This is a genomic window from Micromonospora rubida (assembly GCF_009908295.1).
In the GTDB taxonomy this organism is placed as follows: domain Bacteria; phylum Actinomycetota; class Actinomycetes; order Mycobacteriales; family Micromonosporaceae; genus Micromonospora; species Micromonospora rubida.
Map to the genome: position 1 here is coordinate 1 of NZ_JAAALO010000007.1, position 18,327 is coordinate 18,327.

18 protein-coding genes and 1 pseudogene are annotated in these 18,327 nt (G+C 72.9%); 10 read left to right on the forward strand and 9 right to left on the reverse strand.

Annotation, left to right across the window (positions count from 1 at the left end):
• Position 1: 1 nt before the first annotated feature.
• On the forward strand, positions 2–220 hold the full coding sequence (locus GVV04_RS33350; protein ID WP_235966828.1) for a hypothetical protein: 219 nt from the start codon (positions 2–4) through the stop codon (positions 218–220).
• 52 nt (positions 221–272) lie between these two features.
• Here GVV04_RS33350 and GVV04_RS23785 read toward each other — a convergent pair whose 3' ends face one another.
• From GVV04_RS23785 to GVV04_RS23795, 3 genes are all read right to left on the reverse strand, one after another.
• Positions 273–566, reverse strand: a complete 294-nt coding sequence (locus tag GVV04_RS23785) for a hypothetical protein (protein WP_161690621.1) — start codon at positions 564–566, stop codon at positions 273–275.
• Between the two features lie 166 nt (positions 567–732).
• Positions 733–1,398: a nucleotidyltransferase domain-containing protein gene (locus GVV04_RS23790; protein WP_161690623.1), complete on the reverse strand. Its 666-nt coding sequence runs from the start codon at positions 1,396–1,398 to the stop codon at positions 733–735.
• Positions 1,399–1,406: 8 nt separating this feature from the next.
• A complete protein-coding gene (locus GVV04_RS23795) occupies positions 1,407–2,207 on the reverse strand; it encodes a methyltransferase domain-containing protein (protein WP_161690625.1) in 801 nt (266 codons plus the stop codon).
• A 177-nt stretch (positions 2,208–2,384) separates the two neighbouring features.
• On the opposite strand from GVV04_RS23795, the gene GVV04_RS23800 reads away from it, so the two are divergent.
• The 4 genes and pseudogenes from GVV04_RS23800 to GVV04_RS23815 all read left to right on the forward strand — a co-directional run bounded on the left by GVV04_RS23800 (position 2,385) and on the right by GVV04_RS23815 (position 6,184).
• Positions 2,385–3,239 carry a class I SAM-dependent methyltransferase gene (locus GVV04_RS23800; RefSeq protein WP_161690627.1) on the forward strand — a complete coding sequence of 285 codons (855 nt, stop codon included), beginning with the start codon at positions 2,385–2,387 and terminating at the stop codon, positions 3,237–3,239.
• A 100-nt stretch (positions 3,240–3,339) separates the two neighbouring features.
• Entirely contained in the window at positions 3,340–4,446 is a 1,107-nt protein-coding gene (locus tag GVV04_RS23805; RefSeq protein ID WP_161690629.1) for a calcium:proton antiporter, read from the forward strand.
• A gap of 205 nt (positions 4,447–4,651) precedes the next feature.
• A pseudogene (locus GVV04_RS23810) lies at positions 4,652–5,404 on the forward strand (neutral zinc metallopeptidase); the annotation flags it as partial.
• A gap of 132 nt (positions 5,405–5,536) precedes the next feature.
• Entirely contained in the window at positions 5,537–6,184 is a 648-nt protein-coding gene (locus GVV04_RS23815) for an HAD family hydrolase (RefSeq protein ID WP_161690633.1), read from the forward strand.
• Between the two features lie 111 nt (positions 6,185–6,295).
• Here GVV04_RS23815 and GVV04_RS23820 read toward each other — a convergent pair whose 3' ends face one another.
• The 5 genes from GVV04_RS23820 to GVV04_RS23840 all read right to left on the reverse strand — a co-directional run bounded on the left by GVV04_RS23820 (position 6,296) and on the right by GVV04_RS23840 (position 12,931).
• Entirely contained in the window at positions 6,296–8,857 is a 2,562-nt protein-coding gene (locus GVV04_RS23820) for an ABC transporter permease (RefSeq protein ID WP_161690635.1), read from the reverse strand.
• Positions 8,857–9,630, reverse strand: coding sequence for an ABC transporter ATP-binding protein (locus tag GVV04_RS23825; protein WP_161690637.1), 774 nt, complete (start codon positions 9,628–9,630; stop codon positions 8,857–8,859). The genes GVV04_RS23820 and GVV04_RS23825 overlap by 1 nt, the downstream gene beginning before the upstream one ends.
• Positions 9,631–9,971: 341 nt before the next feature.
• Entirely contained in the window at positions 9,972–10,658 is a 687-nt protein-coding gene (locus GVV04_RS23830) for a response regulator (protein WP_161690639.1), read from the reverse strand.
• A gap of 64 nt (positions 10,659–10,722) precedes the next feature.
• Entirely contained in the window at positions 10,723–11,919 is a 1,197-nt protein-coding gene (locus tag GVV04_RS23835) for a sensor histidine kinase (RefSeq protein ID WP_161690641.1), read from the reverse strand.
• A 76-nt stretch (positions 11,920–11,995) separates the two neighbouring features.
• Positions 11,996–12,931, reverse strand: a complete 936-nt coding sequence (locus GVV04_RS23840) for a RecB family exonuclease (RefSeq protein WP_161690642.1) — start codon at positions 12,929–12,931, stop codon at positions 11,996–11,998.
• Between the two features lie 154 nt (positions 12,932–13,085).
• Here GVV04_RS23840 and GVV04_RS23845 point away from each other — a divergent pair, with 154 nt between their 5' ends.
• Genes GVV04_RS23845 through GVV04_RS23860 form a run of 4 tightly spaced genes read left to right on the forward strand, consistent with a single transcriptional unit; the run spans position 13,086 to position 15,976 of the window.
• Complete coding sequence (locus GVV04_RS23845) at positions 13,086–14,177, forward strand: M50 family metallopeptidase (protein WP_407938835.1); 1,092 nt, start codon at positions 13,086–13,088, stop codon at positions 14,175–14,177.
• On the forward strand, positions 14,174–15,244 hold the full coding sequence (locus GVV04_RS23850; RefSeq protein ID WP_407938831.1) for a tRNA (adenine-N1)-methyltransferase: 1,071 nt from the start codon (positions 14,174–14,176) through the stop codon (positions 15,242–15,244). The genes GVV04_RS23845 and GVV04_RS23850 overlap by 4 nt, the downstream gene beginning before the upstream one ends.
• 22 nt (positions 15,245–15,266) lie before the next feature.
• Positions 15,267–15,407, forward strand: a complete 141-nt coding sequence (locus tag GVV04_RS23855; RefSeq protein WP_161690646.1) for a hypothetical protein — start codon at positions 15,267–15,269, stop codon at positions 15,405–15,407.
• On the forward strand, positions 15,404–15,976 hold the full coding sequence (locus tag GVV04_RS23860; RefSeq protein ID WP_161690648.1) for a hypothetical protein: 573 nt from the start codon (positions 15,404–15,406) through the stop codon (positions 15,974–15,976). Before GVV04_RS23855 ends, GVV04_RS23860 begins: the two co-directional genes overlap by 4 nt.
• A 48-nt stretch (positions 15,977–16,024) precedes the next feature.
• Here the strand turns inward: GVV04_RS23860 and GVV04_RS23865 are convergent, their stop codons facing one another.
• Positions 16,025–16,321 carry a ferredoxin gene (locus GVV04_RS23865; RefSeq protein ID WP_161690650.1) on the reverse strand — a complete coding sequence of 99 codons (297 nt, stop codon included), beginning with the start codon at positions 16,319–16,321 and terminating at the stop codon, positions 16,025–16,027.
• Positions 16,322–16,498: 177 nt separating this feature from the next.
• Between GVV04_RS23865 and arc the strand changes: the two genes are divergently transcribed.
• Positions 16,499–18,280 (forward strand): proteasome ATPase, encoded by a 1,782-nt coding sequence (gene arc, locus GVV04_RS23870; RefSeq protein ID WP_161690652.1) that lies wholly within the window; start codon positions 16,499–16,501, stop codon positions 18,278–18,280.
• The last annotated feature ends 47 nt before the right edge of the window (positions 18,281–18,327 follow it).

Genomic DNA, 18,327 nt, shown 5'->3' on the forward strand with positions numbered 1-18,327 from the left:
CCTGGCCCAGATCCGCAACCGACTGATCCTCACCGCCCGCTGGGTCCTCCGCGACCACCAACCCCGACCCGACGGCCACTGCCCGATCTGCCGGACAGCAGACTGCCCGGTGGCCACCGCCGCCCGCAACGTCCTCCGCGCAGCCAAGGAAGTACAGCTGTGGAGTACAGCAACCCAACCGACCGCATCCGACCCCGACGATCCTCAGGATGCCGGCTGACTTCGGACAACACCCCACCCGACCGGCTCGCCGAGAGTTCGGGACGAAGAGGTCAGGTGCGCCGCAGGTCGAGAGCCCGCAAGGGCCGGGACCACGTCTGCCAGCAGGCGCGCACCGGGCAGGATACTTCGAGCGATGCGGACTGGCCGGCGTCCAGGTGAAGGGCCAGGGGTTCGCTACGGGTCCAGTCCAGGGCTGCCTGGACCACATGCTGACCCTCGTCGACGCTGATCCTGGCTGACTGCCCTGGCCGCAGCCCGACAACTCTGTGCCCGTCCACCTTCACCCAGATGCGCCTGAGAAGAGCGAAGGAGTCATGCGGTCGACTGAGGATCAGCTCTGCCATCGGCCCCTCGACTCTCGCCCTCGTCGAGCAGGACCGAGGCGTACGTGTGCCGAAGCACGTGCATGCCGTTCTGCCGGGTGTCCTCGACGCGGGCCGCCCGGATGCCGGCTCCCACAGCCGTGCCGTGACCGCGTCGGGCGGCGGGGAAAGGGCTCTGAGTTCCGCTTCAACGTGTAGCCGCCCGCCGGGAGTCGTCGGCCCACGGCGAGCGCGGGTGGGCGGTACGGATGGCCATGCGCAACCAGCGGCGCTGCTCGGGGAGGAGCAGGCCGTGAGCGACGCTCAGGTCATGCTCGTCCTGAGGGCGTGGATCTTGCGCTTTCCAGAGGAGTTGGGTGGCCGGCGTTCCGGTCGGCACGCCGCGCACAGTCGCGACGGCCGCACTCCACGGGAGACCGATCCGTGGATCGCGGCGGTACCGCCAGACCGACTCGTCGCCGTCCTCCAGGTTGACCTGAAGGACGAAGTGATCGCGGTCCTCGTCGTGTAGCCAGATGTTGTGCAGCTCGGGATCGTCGAGGTGCTCCCTCAACGGGAGAAGGCGCCCGCTCATTGCCGCGAACGGCCGAAGGTGCGCGGGCATGCTGCCGAGCAGGGCCGAGAGCGCCGGCCGGAGGGTGCTGACGTCGATGTCAGCGTGCCGGCGGCTGACCGCTCCAAGCCAGTGGTCGATGGCCCATCCACCGGAAAGCCACCAAGGAGCCGGACACCCGCCGAGCAGCGAACAAACGTCGGTGATGGACAGCGCCGCCCAGACGTGCCGTTGAGGGTGGTAACGCACGTCCCCAGGGTGGCACCCGCCCAGCCCCGGACGCCAGATGTTGCTCTTCACCGAAACCTCTAGCGGGTGGTTGCGTTTCCGTTGACGGTGGCGGCGGTGAGGAAGAACGTGACCGCGTACGTGAACCGACGGGCTGTGACAGCATCGTCGAACTGGTCTTCGAAGGCACGCGCCTCGGTGGGGTCGAGCGTGCCGCGTTGGGCGGCGGTGGCGGCCCAGCTTCGGAGACCAAGAACGTTGTCGACAGCAGTGGGGTTTCGGACCAGGAGAGTTCGGGGTTCGACGGTGATGTCGACCAGGCCGTGTGCGGCGAGCAGGCCGGCGTGTTGATGAGCCAGGGTGCCGTTGCGGAGGAGGGCATCAGCCCGGAATCTCAGGACGCGTCGGGCCAAGCCTTGGTCGGCGATGTCGAGCACCTGAGTGTCGTAGTCGGGGTCTGCTAGAACGACCCGACCGCCGGGCCGGACGACCCTGATGATCTCCTTGATTGCGGCGTAAGGGTTGGCGAGGTGTTGCACGGTGCGATCGGCCCACGCCCCGTCGAAGGAAAAGCTGAGGAATGGCAGGCGATGGGCGTCGGCGACCGCACACTGAGTTAAGCCGCGCGCTCGCATCGCGGTGGACATGGTCTGCGCATAGTCGAGGGTTGCCACGCTGACATCGTGATCATCTTCCAGCTTGGCCGCGCTTGCCCCTGTGCCAGCGCCGACTTCGAGGTAGTGACGACCAGGTGCCGGATGGAGCAGCTCACGTACCCGCTGCTGGTATGCCTGGTAGAACGGCTCCTCCGTGAGGCGGTCCAGGACCGCCACCCACGAGTTCGGGTCTGGATGGCGATCGACATCAGTGAACCCGTGCATGATCGGCAGACTATCGTGGCAGCTCCGGCGAACCTTGCCGTACACGCAGCTCTGGGCTCTTCGGGCCAGCACGCCACGACCACAACAACGGCCCAAGGCCGGTGGCGGATCGCGGTGGTCGGCCGGTTCGGCTCGCGGCGGGTCGGTGCTGACCGCGTTGGGTGAGGGGAGTGGGGCGTGCCGGAGGGCTGGGTCTGGGACGAGTCCCTGTTCGAGGGTGCCGCCGTGCACTACGAGCGGGGGCGGCTGCCGTACGCGGAGGGTTTCGGGGCGGTGCTGGCGGAGGCCCTCGGCCTGGACGGGTCGGGTCGGTTGCTGGACGTGGGTTGCGGCCCGGGGACGGTGACGCTGCCGCTGGCCGGGTGGTTCGCGGAGGCGGTGGGGATCGACCCGGACCCCGGGATGCTGGCGCGGGCGCGGCAGCGGGCCGCCGCTGCGGGCGCGGGCGACGTCCGGTGGGTGCGGGCGCGGGCGGAGGACCTGCCGGCCGGGCTGGGGGTCTTCCGGGTGGCCGCGTTCGGGCAGTCCTTCCACTGGATGGAGCAGGACCGGGTCGCGGCGACGGTGCGCCGGATGCTGCTGCCGGGCGGGGCGTTCGTGCACATCAGCGACGCCAAGGACCCGTTGTCGACGGCCGGGCTGCCCTGTCCGGCGCCCCCGTACGCGGCGATGGCCGAGCTGGTGCGCGGCTATCTGGGCCCGGTGCGGCGGGCCGGCCGGGGGTTCCTGCCGCACGGTACGCCGGGCGGCGAGGCCGCGGTGCTGGCGGCGGCGGGTTTTGTCGGCCCGCAGCGGTTGCGGGTGCCGTCCGGGGCGGTGGTGCGGCGGTCGGTCGACGACGTGGTGGCGTGGGTGCACTCGCGGTCGGACGCGGTGCCGCACCTGTTCGGGCCGCGGCTGGCGGCGTTCGACGACGACCTGCGGGGCCTGCTCGCGGCGGCGGCCCGGGACGGGTGGTTCGCCGAGCGGGTGCCGGACACGGAGCTGGTGCTCTGGCGGGTTCCCGATGCTGACATCGTCGGGCGTGATTGAGGCGATCGCGGTGGTCGTCGCGGTCGGACCCGTTCCCACCTGCGGGGGCTTGCCGTAGTTCGGGTGGGCGATGATCACGATTTCTGGCAGGGTTGGCGCCATGCCAGCCCTCCTGCGTTCCCGTGTCACCGACTGGACCGTCGTCGTTCCGCTGCTCGCCGTCGTGGTCCTGGCTCTGACCTGGGGCCGGGAGTTACCCCCGGTGGTCGTGGTGATCGTGGCGGTGTTCCTGGCCGGGGCGGTGCTGGCGGCCGTGCACCACGCGGAGGTGGTCGCCCACCGGGTCGGTGAGCCCTTCGGTTCGCTGGTGCTCGCCGTCGCGGTCACGGTCATCGAGGTGGCCCTCATCGTCACCCTGATGATCAGCGGTGGCGACAAGACGCAGGCGCTGGCCCGGGACACGGTCTTCGCCGCTGTCATGATCACCTGCAATGGCATCCTGGGCCTGTCCCTGCTGCTCGGCGCGCTGCGCCGCCGGGTGGCGGTGTTCAACCCCGAGGGGACCGGTGGGGCGCTGGCCACCGTGGCCACCCTGGCGACCCTGAGCCTGGTGGTGCCGACCTTCACCACGGCCCGGCCCGGCCCGGAGTTCTCCCCGGCCCAGCTCGCCTTCGCCGCCGTGGCCTCGCTGGCCCTGTACGGGCTGTTCGTGCTGGTGCAGACCGGCCGGCACCGCGACTACTTCCTGCCGGTGCGCGCCGACGGGACCGTGGTCGACGCCGACGGGGACGGGCACGCCGACCCGCCGTCGCCCCGGGCCGCGCTGGCCAGCCTCGCCCTGCTGGTGGTGGCGCTGGTCGCCGTGGTGGGTCTGGCGAAGATGGTGTCACCAGCCATCGAGGCCGGGGTGTCCGCCGCGAACCTGCCGCAGGCGTTCGTCGGCGTGGTGATCGCGCTGCTGGTGCTGCTGCCGGAGACCCTGGCCGCAGCCCGTGCCGCCCGCCGCGACCGGGTGCAGATCAGCCTCAATCTGGCCCTCGGCTCGGCGATGGCCAGCATCGGCCTGACCATCCCGGCCATCGCCATCGCCTCGATCTGGCTGGACGGGCCGCTGCTGCTCGGGCTGGGCGGCACCCAGTTGGCGCTGCTGGCGTTGACCGTCGTCACGGGCGTGTTGACCGTGGTGCCGGGCCGGGCCACCCTGCTCCAGGGCGGTGTGCACCTGGTCCTGCTGGCCGCGTTCGTCTTCCTCGCCGCCAGCCCCTGACGGGGGCCGGGCGGCCTCGCCCGACCCCGCCGGGCCGAGCCCGGGCCGCCGTCCGTGCGACGACGGCGAGCCCGGGCGGGGCGACGACGGCGAGCCCGGGCGGGGCGACGACGCGAGCCGATCGGAGGGTCACCGGGGGCCCTCGTCGGCGGCATGATCGAAGCGGGGCCGGGGTACTGCACCGGCGAGGGCGAACCGGGGAGGCGCTGTGACAGCACGCGCGGGACGTCGGCCGCGAGGGCCGCTGGCAGGTCTGCTGGTCGCGCTGATGCTGGCCGGCGGCTGCGTCGCCGGCGGGGTGGACGAGGGTGCGCCGCAGCAACCCGGCCCGGAGCGGCCCCGGCAGTCGGCGGCACCGGGCGCGGAGCGCACCCGCGCCGACGGCGCCACCAGCGTCGCCGAGTTCAAGGAGGACCTCGCCGCCGCGGTGGACAAGGCCGAGGTGTACTGGACCGCGCAGTTCCGGGAGTCCGGCCGGCGGTTCGAGCCGGTCCGGCGGGTGGTGGCGTACCAGCGGGAGGGCGAGGTGTCCTGCGGCGGGCAGGCGCTGCCGCGCAACAACGCCGTGTACTGCTCGGCGGGCGACTTCATCGCCTACGACGTCAACTGGTCGGTCTCGGCGTTCCGGCAGGTCGGCGACGCGTTCCTGTACTACCTGCTCGGCCACGAGTACGCCCACGGCGTGCAGGTCCGCCTGGGTATCCGCTACGAATTCACCATCCAGCAGGAGCTGCAGGCCGACTGCATGGCCGGGGCGTACGTCGGCGGCTCGATCCGGGCCCAGCAGCTGACGCTGGAGGAGGGTGATCTGGAGGAGTTCCGGGAGGGGCTGCTCGCCGTCGGCGACGACCCCGACCAGCCGTGGTTCGCCGAGGGCGCGCACGGCACCGCCGAGCAGCGCACCGACTCCTTCTTCCGCGGCTACGAGTCCGGCCTGTCGGCCTGCAACCTGGGCTGACGCCGCCCCCCGGAAGGGTCGCCGAGGTCACCCCCGAGCGGGTCCGGGCGTCGGAGGGCGGGGCCGGCTGAGAGGATCGCGTCGACCGCGCGAGCACTGGAGGACCCGCTGAGCAGCCACCATCCCGCCGCCGTGCTCTTCGACATGGACGGCACGCTGGTCGACAGTGAGAAGCTGTGGGACGTCGCACTGCGCGAGCTGGCGACCGAGTACGGGGGAACCCTGTCCGCCGCCGCCCGCAGGGCGATGATCGGCATCAGCATGGCCGACTCGATGCGCATCCTGCACGAGGACCTCGGTCAGCCGCACCGCGACCCGCTGGTCAGCGCGGCGTGGATCGACGTGCGGATCCTGGAGCTGTTCCGCAATGGGCTGCGCTGGCGGCCCGGCGCGCTGGCGCTGCTGGGCGCGGTCCGCGCGGCGGGCGTCCCGACCGCCCTGGTCACCTCCAGCGTCCGGCCCCTGGTGGAGGTGGCGCTGGACACCCTGGGGCGGGACAGCTTCGACGCGGTGGTCTGCGGCGACGAGGTGGACGCGACCAAGCCGCACCCGGAGCCGTACCTGACCGCCGCCCGGCTGCTCGGCGTGCCGATCGCCCGGTGCGTCGCGATCGAGGACTCCCCGACGGGGGTGGCCAGCGCCCTGGCCGCCGGCGCGGCGGTGCTGGCCGTGCCGGCGGAGGTGCCGATCGAGCCGGCCGACGGCGTACACCAGTTGGAGAGCCTGACCGAGGCGGACCTGGAGCTGCTCGCCGCCCTGCTCGGCGAACCGCCGGCCTGACCCACACCCCCCGAAAGGTCGGGCGCGGCGCGATCGCCTCGCCCGCCTTCTTCACCGCTGTCGGCAGGGTGCCCCTGCCACCGTTCACGAAGTGGCAGGGGCACCCTCGGCTCAGTCGTGAGCGATCGCCCCCAGGATGTTGATCCGGGCGGCGCGGACCGCCGGCAGCGCCGCCGCGACCACCCCGATCAGCGCGGCCAGGCCGAGGAAGATCCCGATCTGGGACCAGGGCAGCACCAGGTCGGTGATCCCCTCGTCCCGGAGCGCCCGGACCACCGCCGCGCCGAGGCCGGTGCCGACGACGACGCCGAGCAGCGCGCCGAAGACGGAGATCACCACCGCCTCCACGGTGATCATCCGCATGGTCTGCGCCCGGCGCAGCCCGATCGCCCGCAGCAGGCCCAGCTCCCGGGTCCGCTCCAGCACCGACAGCGCCAGGGTGTTGATGATGCCCAGCACGGCGATCACGATGGCCAGCGCCAGCAGGATCTGGATCATCGTGAGCAGCGTGTCGAAGCCGCTGGTCTGCTGCTCGATGAAGCTGGCCCGGTCGGCCACCGACACCTCCGGATTGTTCGCGACCAGCGCCTCCAACTGCGGCTGCACCTGCGACACTGCCGTGCCCGGGGTGAGCTGCACCAGCGCCGTGAACGGCTGCGGGCTGGTGAACTCCGCCCCGGCCTCCCTCGGCAGCATGATCGACCCGATGGCCCGGTCGTCGGGCAGGACCGCCGTCACCGTGTACGCGTGCGGGCCCTCGCCCCGGGCGAACTGGGCGGTCAGCCGGTCACCCACCGACTTGCCCAGCTCCTTCGCGCCGGAGACGCTCAGCGCCACCTGGTCCGGCCGTAGCGTGGCGATCGTGCCCGCCTGCGCGGTGGTGTGGTAGATCTGCCCCATCGCGGCCAGGTCGGTCAGCGCGACCACGTACATCGTCCGGCCGCCGTCGACGACCGCGTTGTCGTTGTAGACGCCCACCGCCGCGCTCACCCCCGGCACCGCGGCGGCCCGGTCGACCACCGCAGGGTCGAACACCGGCGGCCTGGGCCCGGTCTGCGCCCCGGAGATCACCAGCTGCGCGTCGATGGTGGTCTCCGCCGTGCCGGCGATGCTGGACTTGGCCGAGCCGAGGATCACCGTCACCCCGGTGACCAGGGCGATGCCGACCATTAGGGCGGCGGCGGTGATGGCCGTCCGGCGCGGGTTGCGCCCCGAGTTGAGCCGGCCCAGCCGGCCCGGCACCGACCAGGCGAACAACCCGCCGAGCAGGGACACCACCGGCCGGCTGAGCAGCGGGGTCAGCAGCGCCACCCCGATGAACGTGAACAGCACCCCGCCCAGGATCACCGGCAGCGTGCTGCCGCCGGCGTTTCCGGTCAGGCCCACCGCCAGCAGCGCGCCGCCGACGGCGGTGACCACCGCGCCGGAGACGGTGATCCGGGTCAGCGGCCGGTCCGGGGTGGCCACGTCCTGCATCGCCGCGATCGGCGGGATGCGGGCGGCCCGCAGCGCCGGCAGCAGCGCCGCCACCAGGGTGATCAGCATGCCGACCGCGAAGGCGCTGACCACGGCGGCCGGCGGCACGCCCAGCCCGGCCAGGGCCAGCCCGCCGGCGAACGTGCCGAACGCCCAGGCCAGCAGCGCGCCCACCCCGATGCCCGCGCCGAGGCCGAGGACCGAGGCGACCAGCCCGACCGCGAGGGCCTCCAGCACCACCGACCCGATGATCTGCCGCCCGCTGGCCCCGATGGCCCGCATCAGGGCAAGCTCCCGGGTCCGCTGCGCCACGATGATCGAGAACGTGTTGAGGATCAGGAACGTGCCGACCAGCAGCGCCACCGCGGCGAAGCCGAGCAGCACCTTGTTGAAGAAGGACAGCATCTCCTTGAGGCCGGCCGCGGCGTCGGCGGAGAGCTGCTCGCCGGTCTTGACCTCGTAGCCGGGGCCGAGCGCCCGGGTCAGGTCGTCGCGCAGCGCCTCCGGGGTCACCCCGGAGGCGGCCCGCACCGTCACGCTGTTGAACGTGTCGGGCTTGCCGAGCATCAGCCGCTGCGCGGCCGGGGTGGTGAACGCGATCTCGCTCGCCCCGCCGACGGAGTCCCGCCCGCCGCTGTAGCCGAACACGCCGACCAGGGTGAAGTCGCGGCGCTCGGACTCGAACGCGGTCAGCGCGCCGACCCGGTCGCCCACCTTGACCTTCGCGGCCGTCGCGAGGGCCGCGTTGACCACGATCTCGTCGTCGGCCTGCGGCGCGCGCCCCTCCCGCAGCTTCACCAGGTCGCTCTCGCCGGTCCAGTTATGACCGAGCTGGGGCGGGCCGAACGAGGTGACCACCTTGCCGTTGCCGCCGATCAGCCGCGCGCCGTCGGCGCTGACCACGCCGGTGGCCTCGGCCACGCCGGGCACCGCCCGGACCCGGCCCACCACGTCGGCCGGGAACGCGGGGGAGACCTGTTCGCCCCCCGCCTCGTCCATCGCGATCTTCGACTTGGCGGCGACGTTGACGTCGACGTCGGCGTACGCGTCGGCGAAGACCGCGTCGAAGGACCGGCCGAGGGTGTCGGTGAGCACGAAAGCGCCGGAGACGAACATGACGCCGAGCACGACGGCCAGGCCGGAGAGGATCAGGCGCACCTTGCGCGCCAGCAGGCTCTTGAGGGTGGCCCGGAACATCAGTTGCCCACCTCGGTGATGACCGGGGCGTCGAGCTTCTTCATGGTGTCCAGCACCGTGTCGGCGGTCGGCTCGATCAGCTCCGAGACGACCTGTCCGTCGGCGAGGAACACCACCCGGTCGGCGTACGCGGCGGCGGTCGGGTCGTGGGTCACCATGACGATGGTCTGGCCGTGCTCGCGCACCGAGTTGCGCAGGAAGTTCAGCACCTCCGCGCCGGAGCGGGAGTCGAGGTTGCCGGTCGGCTCGTCGGCGAAGATCACCTCGGGGCGGGCCACCAGCGCCCGGGCGCACGCCACCCGCTGCTGCTGGCCGCCGGAGAGCTGCGCCGGGCGGTGGTCGAGCCGGTCGCGCAGCCCGACCGTGTCGATCACAGTGTCGTACCAGGCCGGGTCCGGCTTGCGGCCGGCGATCGACATCGGCAGCAGGATGTTCTCCTTCGCCGTCAGCGTGGGCAGCAGGTTGAACTGCTGGAAGATGAAGCCCACCTTGTCCCGGCGCAGCTTCGTCAGCCCGGCGTCGCCGAGGCCGGTCACCGTGGTCTCGCCGATCGACACCGTGCCCCGGGTGACCGAGTCCAGGCCGGCCAGGCAGTGCATCAGCGTCGACTTGCCCGACCCGGACGGGCCCATGATCGCCGTGAACCGGGCCCGCTCGAACTCGGCGCTCACCCCCCGCAGCGCGACGACCTGCGCCTCGCCGCTGCCGTACACCTTCCACACGTCGCTTGCGCAGGCTGCGGCCCGCGCCTGGCGGCCTACCGTGGCGGTCACGTCATCTACCTCTTCCGTCTGGCTGCTTCCGCACCGCCCCCGTTGGCCGGTGCGGCATGTCCTCATCCTCGGCGACCGGTGCCGCCGATCCGTCCGACTCCGGGGGGAGCGGTGGCGGATTTCCCGCTGCGGGTCGGCCCGGAGGCCGGCTCAGGGTTGCCCCTGACCGTTATGGACCACGGCACGCCGTCGCCCGCCGCGAACGGTAGGCCCTCGCGCCACGTCAGGGTCAAACCCCAGGAGCCCGCCGCCGGTCACGGTAGGTGACGATCGCAACAGCGCCATCGTTCGCAGCGGCGACCCCGCCGGTACGCGGACAGGCGGGCCCGGAGCCGCCACGGCTACGCCCGGGGGCGCACCAGACCCGACTCGTACGCCAGCACCACGGCCTGCACCCGGTCGCGCAGCCCCAGCTTGGTCAGCACGTGCCCGACGTGCGTCTTGATGGTGGTCTCGCTGACCGACAGCGCCCTGGCGATCTCCGCGTTGGACAGCCCTCGGGCCACCTGCACGAGGACCTCCCGTTCGCGCTCGGTGAGGGTGTTGAGCGCCTTCGGCGGTGCGGCGGCCGGGTCGGGCAGCGAGTCCGCGAAGCGGTCCAGCAGCCGCTTGAGGATCCGCGGCGCCACCACCGCCTCGCCCGCGGCGACCGTGTGGATCGCCGTCACCAGGTCCTCAGCCGGCACGTCCTTGGCGAGGAAGCCGCTGGCCCCGGCGCGCAGCGCCCCCACCACGTACTCGTCGAGGTCGAACGTGGTCAGGATCAGCACCCGCACCGGCAGCCGGGCGTCGACGATGGCCCGGGTCGCGGCGACCCCGTCCATCCGGGGCATCCGGATGTCCATCAGCACCACGTCGGGCAGCAGCCGGCGGGACAGCTCCACCGCCTCCAGGCCGTCGCCGGCCTCGGCGACGATGTCCAGGTCGTCCTCGGTGCCCAGCACCATCCGGAAGCCGGTGCGCAGCAGCGGCTGGTCGTCGGCGAGCAGGATCCGCACGGGCCGCGCCGTCGTCACGCCATCGCTCATCGCCTGTCCTCCCGTCGCGCCGAACCCGTAGCGGGCCCGCTGCTGATCGTGGCACGGGCCCCGGTCACGCCGGCACCGCCCCGAACCGCTCCACGGGAATCCTCGCGTACACCCGGTAGCCACCGCCCGGGCGGGCCCCGGTGCGCAGTGTCCCGCCGTAGAGGCCGACCCGCTCCCGCATGCCCACCACGCCGTGTCCGATCCGGTCCGGGGCCGGCCCCGGACCCCGGCCGGTGTCGGTCACCTCGACGGCCAGGAACGCCGCGCCGAAGGTCAGCCGGACCACGGCGGTGGCGTCCCCGGCGTGCTTGAGGGTGTTGGTCAGCGCCTCCTGCACGATCCGGTAGACGGTCAGCGCCACCCCCTCCTCCAGGTGCCCGGGGGTGCCCTCGGTGCGCAGCGTCACCGGCAGGCCGGCCTCGCGCACCTGCTCCACCAGGGCCTCGATGCCGGCCAGGCCGGGCTGCGGGGCCAGGTCGGCGGCCGGTTCGGCGTCGGTGCGCAGCACGTCGAGCAGCCGGCGCATCTCCCGCAGGGTGGCCCGGCTGGTGTCCTCGATCGTCGCGATCGCCTCGTCGGCGGCGTCCGGGTCCCGGCGCAGCACCCGCCGGGCGCCGGTGGCCAGCACGCCCATCACGCTCACGTGGTGCGCCACCACGTCGTGCAGCTCCCGGGCGATGCGGCGCCGCTCGTCGGCGACGGCCTGCTCGGCCAGGGACCGCTGGTTCTGCTCGGCGGAGCGGGCCCGCTCCCGCAGCGCCTCCGTCGAGGTGCGCCGGGCATGCACCGCCCGCCCCACCGCGTACGCCACCACGGCGGTGAGCAGGTTGTTGAGCACCAGGTACGCCGGGCCGACCCCGAGCGCCGCGTCGTCGGAGGGGGTGAGGACGTTGACCGCCGCCGCCGGCAGCCACAGCACGACCGTGGCCGCCGCGGCGGCCCGCACCGGCCGGTGCGCCGCCATCGTGTAGGTGAGCACCACGAAGGTGAGGCTCTGGGTGGTGGGGGCGGGCCCGAGCAGCGCCGGCAGGGCGAGGGTGGCCACGGCGGCGGCCACCGCCGGCCACGGGGCGACCCGGCGCAGCGTCACCGGAGCGGCGCACAACACGCTCCAGCCGACCGCGACGGGCAGCGGACCGAGGTGGAACTCCTGCGGGGAGAGCAGGACGAACACGACGTCCACCAGCACCAGGGCGACGGCGGACAGCGCATCGGCGGCGAGCGGGTGGCGGCGCAGCAACGCCCTCGGCCCTCCGGTCATACCGGAACGCTAGCCGCCCCCACGCGGGATCGATCGTCGCCGGCGGTGAACCCCGTCTCCTCCTCAGGGAGGAGGCTCACTCGTCCGCCCCGGGCGGGGCGGGCCGGGACCGGGCGTCGACCATCGGGTCCGCGCTGCCGGCGGCGGCCGGGAACGGCGGCGGGGTGCCGCCGAAGCTCGGGCACAGCGCCTGGTGGTTGCACCAGTCGCAGAGCCGACTCGGACGGGGCCGGAAATCCTGCCGGGCGGTGGCCGTCTCGATCGCCTGCCACAGCGCCACCACGGTCCGCTCGAAGCGCAGCAACTCGTCGGCGTCGGGGGCGTAGTCGCAGATTTCGGCGTCCTTGAGGTAGAGCAGCCGCAGCACCCGGGGCACCACGCCGCGGGTGCGCCACAGCACCAGCGCGTAGAACTTGAGCTGGAACAGCGCCCGGGCCTCGAACGCCTCCCGGGGGGCACCGCCAGTCTTGTAGTCGACCACCCGCAGCGCCCCGTCGGGGGCCACGTCCAGCCGGTCGAGGTAGCCCCGGATCAGCAACTCGTCGTCGACCACCGCGGAGATCAGCGCCTCCCGCTCGGCCGGCTCCAGCCGGCGCGGGTCCTCCACCGCGAAGTAGCCCTCCAGCAGCCCCGCCGCCGCGCGCAGGAACTCGGCCGTGCCGGCCGGGTCGCCGGCGTCGAACAGGCCGGCCAGCTCCGGCTGCTCGGTGACCAGCCGGTCCCACTGCGGGCCCACCAGGTCGCCGGCTGCCTCCGGGGTGCGCCCGGCCGCCGGCAGGTCGAACAGCCGCTCCAGCACCGCGTGCACCAGCGTGCCCCGGGCCTGCTCCACGCTGGGCCGCTCGGGCAGCCGGTCGATGCTGCGGAACCGGTAGAGCAGCGGGCAGGTCTTGAAGTCGGCCGCCCGCGACGGCGACAGCGACGCCCGGACCGTGGCCGGCACCTCCGTCGTCGCCGGCATCCCCGCCGTGGCCTTCGCCTGTTGCTGGTCGATCACCGGTTCCGCCGTCATGTCCGGAAGGTTAGGCCACCGGTCCGACAAGCCCGTCCCCGCCGCTCCGAGGGGTGGGCGTCGGCGGCGGGTACGTAGCATCGGGACGATGGAGCAGCAGACGACCCGGCCGCGGCGGCGGCCACAGCGGTCCGCCGGATTCACCATCGGCCGGGTGTTCGGGGTGCCGCTGCACCTCAACGGGTCGATGCTGCTGCTGACCCTGCTCGTCACCGTCATGTACGCCGAGTTCGCCCGCAGCCAGCTCGACCTGTCCCAGCTCGGCGGCTACCTCATCGGCTTCGGGTTCGTCGTGTCACTGCTCGGCTCGGTGCTGCTGCACGAGCTGGGCCACGCCCTGACCGCCCGCCGTTACGGCATCGGTGTGCGGGGGATCACCCTGGAGCTGCTCGGCGGGTACACCGAGATGGACCGCGACGCCCCCAGCCCCCGGGTCGACCTGCTGGTGTCGCTGGCCGGCCCGGCGGTCTCCGCGGTGCTCGGCGCCGCCGCCGTGGTCGCCACCCTGGCCCTGCCCGACGGCACCCTGGCCAACCAGCTCGCCTTCCAGCTCGCGGTGAGCAACGTCATCGTCGCCGTGTTCAACCTGCTGCCCGGGCTGCCGCTGGACGGCGGCCGGGCGCTGCGCGCCGCCGTGTGGGCGCTGACCCGGGACCGGCACACCGGCACCGAGGTCGCCGGCTGGGTCGGTCGGGCCGTCGCCGTCGGCACCGCCGCGCTGGTCGTCGTCCTGGCGGTGAACCGGCTGCTGGTGCCGCTCGCGCTGCCGCTGATGCTGCTGGTCGCGTTCACCCTGTGGCGCGGCGCGGGGCAGTCCGTGCGACTGGCCCGGATCAGCCGCCGGTTCCCGCTGATCGACCTGCGCCGGCTGGCCCGCCCGGTCTTCCCGGTGCCCACCGGCACCCCGCTCGCCGAGGCGCAGCGCCGCCGCGCCGAGGGTCCCTGGCCCGACGCGGCCCTCGTCGTCGCCGACACCACCGGCCGGCCGGTGGCACTGCTCGACCCGGTCGCCACCGCCGCGGTGCCGCCGGAGCGGCAGCCGTGGATCACCGTCGACGCGGTGTCCCGCTCCCTGGCCACCCTGCCCGCCCTGCCGGTCGGCCTGGACGGCGAGGCGGTGATGGAGGTCGTGCAGACCCACCCGGGCGCGCAGTACGTCGTGACGGCAGGCGAAGATGTCGTCGGCGTTCTGCACATCGCGGATCTGGCGCAGCTCCTGGAACCCAAACGGAAGATGAACACGTGACCGCACATCCCTCCGCCCTGCCGGCCGACCCCGGCGCACCGGTGCCCGCCGACCCCCCGGCGCTGCCGCCCGTGCCGACGACTCCAGGTCCCGGCGCGGCATCAGACACGCCGGGCAGGGGCCATCGCAGGGGGCCGTTCCGCCCCGGCGACCGGGTGCAGCTGACCGACCCGAAGGGGCGGATGCACACGGTCACCCTGGAACCCGGCAAGGCGTTCCACACCCACCGGGGCATCCTGGACCACGACACCCTGATCGGGCTGCCCGACGGCAGCGTCGTGACCACCTCCGGCGGCGGGACCGCCTTCCTCGCCCTGCGCCCGTTGCTGTCGGACTACGTGCTGTCCATGCCGCGCGGCGCCCAGGTGATCTACCCGAAGGACTCGGCGCAGATCGTCGCCATGGGCGACGTCTTCCCCGGCGCGAAGGTGCTGGAGGCCGGCGCCGGCTCCGGGGCGCTGAGCTGCTCGCTGCTGCGGGCCGTCGGCAGCACCGGCGAGCTGCACTCCTATGAGGTACGCGACGACTTCGCCCAGATCGCCCGGCGCAACGTCGAGGCGTTCTTCGACGGCCCGCACCCGGCGTGGCACCTGCACGTCGGTGACGTGGCCGGATGCGCCGAGACGGGCTTCGACCGGATCATCCTGGACATGCTGACGCCGTGGGAGACCCTCGACATGGTCGAGCGGGCGCTGCTGCCCGGCGGCGTGTTCATCGGGTACGTGGCCACCACCCCGCAGCTGTCCGAGCTGGTGGAGGCGCTGCGCGAGCGCGGCGGCTGGACCGAGCCGCGGGCCTGGGAGTCGCTGGTGCGCGACTGGCACGCCGAGGGACTGGCCGTGCGCCCCGACCACCGGATGATCGCGCACACCGCGTTCCTGGTCTCCGCCCGCAAGCTCGCCCCGGGGGTCACCGCACCGCCTCGGCGGCGCAAACCCAGCAAGGGCGCCGAGGCGTACGCCGAGCGGCGGCAGGTGCTGCGGGCGGCCGAAGCGGCCCGGCAGGCCGCCGCGGCCACGGCCGCCGGGGCGCCTTCCGAGGCCACGGAGGAGCGGGACGCGCCGTGACCAGCCAGCGAAACGGTCAGGCGTGAGCGGACGGGCGACCGGGCCGGGCGGGGTGCCGCCCGCCGGCCCGGCCCGGTCGGCGGGAGGCGGCATGGGCGAGTGGACGGCCCGGCCCGGCGCGGGCCGGTGCGGCGACGGCGGCGAACGGGGGGAGGCGTCGTGAGTCAGCCCGGCTTCGGCGGTCAGGACGTGCCGGCGGTCTTTCCCGACTGGTCGCCCTACACCGACCTGGAATCGGCGGCCCGGGCCTACCTGCGGGACCCGGACGTCGCCCTGGAGGCCCTCGGCGGGGTGCTGCGCGGCGCGTCCGTGCTCGGCTTCACCCTGGAACGCTTCGTCAACGAGGTCAACGGGGTGTGGCAGGAGGTGGTGGTCTGCGACGGCAGCCGCCTCGTGCTGTGGCACGGCGAGGACGTGCCGCCGGGGGAGGGGCCGCCCGGGGCGATGACCTCGTCGTTGCGGGTGGTGCCGGTGTCCACCGTCACCGAGGTGGGCTGCCGGCGGCGGCTCACCCGGGCCGACGACGGCGGGATCCGGGTCGACAGCATCGACGTATACCTGCTGCTCACCTCGCTGGACGAGGCGCCGCCGGGCGACGACGCAGCCGGGGCGCCCAGGCACGACGCGCTGCGGTTCGGCAAGACTCTCGACGACGGCGGGGCGGGGCAGATCGCCCGGCTGGAGGAGTTCTCCCGGCTGGTCGCCTCGGTGGTCGGCCGGCCGGTGCTCTGAGACCCGGGCCGACCGGGCCGCCCCCGCGGGGGCGGCCCGGTCGTTCGGTCAGTCGTCCTCGGCCTCCGGGCCGGCGACCTCCACGCCGTCGCTGCCGCGAACCACGTGGATGCAGTCGCCCGGGCACTCCTTCGCCGAGTCGATCACTTCCAGGCGCAGGTGCGCGGGCACGTCCACCCGGCTGGCCGGGGCCAGCTGGAGCTCGCCGTCGGGACCCTTGACGTACGCCAGGCCGTCGACGTCGAACTCGAAGACCTCCGGCGCGTACTGCACGCACAGGCCGTCGCCCGTGCAGAGGTCCTGATCCACCCAGACCTGCAACGTGTCGGTCGCGACCTCGGCCATCGGTGCACCCCCCATGTTCTCCCGTCCCACGTCACGACGGTACCCGAACGCCGGGACCTGCCCCCGCGGCCACCCTGGCGATCAAGGTTCGGTGACGAGGGCGTTGCGTGGGACCGAATCGGCCTCATAGCGGCTAGTGTTAGGGCAGAACGTTCAAGCCCCCCGGGGAGGTGGGACGTGGCACGCAGTGACGACGCGGACTCGCGCGCCGCACGGTGGGAGAAGGAGGCCCACGATCTCTCCACGCAGGTCGCGTTCCTTCAAGAGGAACTCGCTCTGGTGCGGCGCAAGTTGACCGAAAGCCCCCGACACGTCCGGCAGCTCGAAGAGCGGCTGGCGGCCACCCAGGCACAGTTGGCGCGGCTGACCGAGAACAACGAACGGCTCGTCGGCACTCTCAAGGAGGCCCGGGCGCAGATCGTGACGCTCAAGGAGGAGATCGACCGCCTCGCGCAACCGCCGAGTGGCTACGGTGTCTTCCTGACGGCGCACGAGGACGGCACGGTGGACGTGTTCACCGGGGGGCGCAAGCTCCGGGTCGCCGTCTCACCCTCGCTGGACGTCGCGGAATTGCGGCGTGGCCAGGAGGTCCTGCTCAACGACGCGCTCAACATCGTCGACGCGTTCGGCTTCGAGCGGGTCGGCGAGGTGGTGATGCTCAAGGAGATCCTCGCGGGTCCCGACGGCGCACCGGGCGACCGGGCGCTGGTGGTGTCCCACTCCGACGAAGAGCGGATCGTGCACCTCGCCGACACCCTGATCGGTTCGCCGATCCGGGCCGGTGACTCGCTCATGATCGAGCCCCGCTCGGCGTACGCGTACGAGCGGATTCCGAAGAGCGAGGTCGAGGAGCTGGTCCTGGAGGAGGTGCCCGATGTCGACTACACCGACATCGGTGGCCTCCAGTCCCAGATCGAGCAGATTCGCGACGCGGTGGAGCTGCCCTTCCTGCACGCCGACCTGTTCCGCGAGCACCAGCTCCGCCCGCCCAAGGGGATCCTGCTCTACGGGCCGCCAGGCTGCGGCAAGACGCTCATCGCCAAGGCGGTGGCGAACTCCCTGGCCAAGAAGATCGCCGAGCGGTTGGGCAAGGACCGGCACACCAGCTTCTTCCTCAACATCAAGGGCCCGGAGCTGCTCAACAAGTACGTCGGCGAGACCGAGCGGCACATCCGGCTGATCTTCCAGCGTGCCCGGGAGAAGGCCGGCGAGGGCACCCCGGTGATCGTGTTCTTCGACGAGATGGACTCGATCTTCCGGACCCGTGGCTCCGGCGTCTCCTCGGACGTGGAGAACACCATCGTCCCCCAGCTGCTCAGCGAGATCGACGGCGTGGAGGGCCTGGAGAACGTCATCGTCATCGGCGCCTCCAACCGGGAGGACATGATCGACCCGGCCATCCTGCGCCCCGGCCGGCTCGACGTGAAGATCAAAATCGAGCGGCCGGACGCCGAGGCGGCCAAGGACATCTTCTCGAAGTACATCCTCGCCGGGCTGCCGCTGCACGGCGACGACCTGGCCGAGCACGGCGGCGATCCCCAGGCCACCGTCGCGGCGATGATCGACGCGGTCGTGCTGCGGATGTACTCCGAGACCGAGGACAACCGCTTCCTCGAGGTGACCTACGCCAACGGTGACAAGGAAGTCCTCTACTTCAAGGACTTCAACTCCGGCGCGATGATCCAGAACATCGTCGACCGGGGCAAGAAGATGGCCATCAAGGCGTTCCTCACCTCCGGTCGCAAGGGCCTGCGCCTGCAGCACCTTCTCGACGCCTGCGTCGACGAGTTCCGGGAGAACGAGGACCTGCCCAACACCACCAACCCGGACGACTGGGCCCGGATCTCCGGCAAGAAGGGCGAGCGGATCGTCTACATCCGCACGCTCGTCTCCGGCGGCAAGGGCACGGAGGCCGGCCGGTCGATCGAGACCGCCAGCAACACCGGTCAGTACCTGTAGACCGACCAGCACGCTGCGGGGCCCGCGACAGCACTGTCGCGGGTCCT